Consider the following 696-nt stretch of genomic DNA (forward strand, 5'->3'; position numbering starts at 1 on the left):
ACCGGGTGGATTGCTGACGGGCGACGCCGAAGCGCACGACCGTGAGGGCGTTGGTGTTCTGCAGCGGCTCTGGCTCGGCGGTGCGGCCGGAATCGGAGAGGCTGCGCAGCGCGAGCGAGAGAGCACCGACCTTCTGGGCCAGCGTGATCGTCTCGGCCTGGGCGGGGGTGAGCGCGAGCGTCGCGGTCTCGCCGGTGACGACGTTGGTGCCGTTCTTCTCCTGGATCAGCTGACCCACCGCCAGGACGCGCACGTCCGTGAGGATCGTCTGCGCGGTTTGCACGTCGGCGCCGCCCGCGCGCGAGCCGTCCTCGTCGCGGGCGGTGCGGATCACGTCCACCCGGTCGTTCGGCAGGATGAAGCCGCCCGCCGAGTTGGTGCCGCGGCTGTCGGTGACGATGGCGACCGCGCGCATGCCCGGCGGCAGGATCGCCGCCATGAAGCCGCTCTCGGGCCGCACGAGCTTCTGCGGGCGCACGGGCTCGCCCGGCAGGAAGGCGGAGCGCACCGTGGCGCCGACCGTCTCCTCCAGGGCCTTCGGGTTGACCTTGCGGGCGATGTAGCCGGACACGAGCGCGTCGTCGGGCCATTTCTGCCAGCGCAGGTCCGCCGCCTGGAGAACCTGGCCCATCGGCAGCTCGGCCGCGGCGACCAGCACCTCGCTCACGGGCGCGGGCGGCGGTGCCTCGACCCGCA

Annotated in this window: 1 protein-coding gene; it reads right to left on the reverse strand. The window is 73.0% G+C overall.

The annotated features are described in order from the left end of the window. The coding region (gene cpaB / locus AX737_RS11120) for a Flp pilus assembly protein CpaB (protein ID WP_156453659.1) at positions 1-696 on the reverse strand (696 nt) is incomplete at both ends.

The sequence above is a fragment of the Methylobacterium sp. CCH5-D2 genome, from assembly GCF_001556475.1.
GTDB classification, from domain to species: Bacteria; Pseudomonadota; Alphaproteobacteria; order Rhizobiales; family Beijerinckiaceae; genus Methylobacterium; species Methylobacterium hispanicum.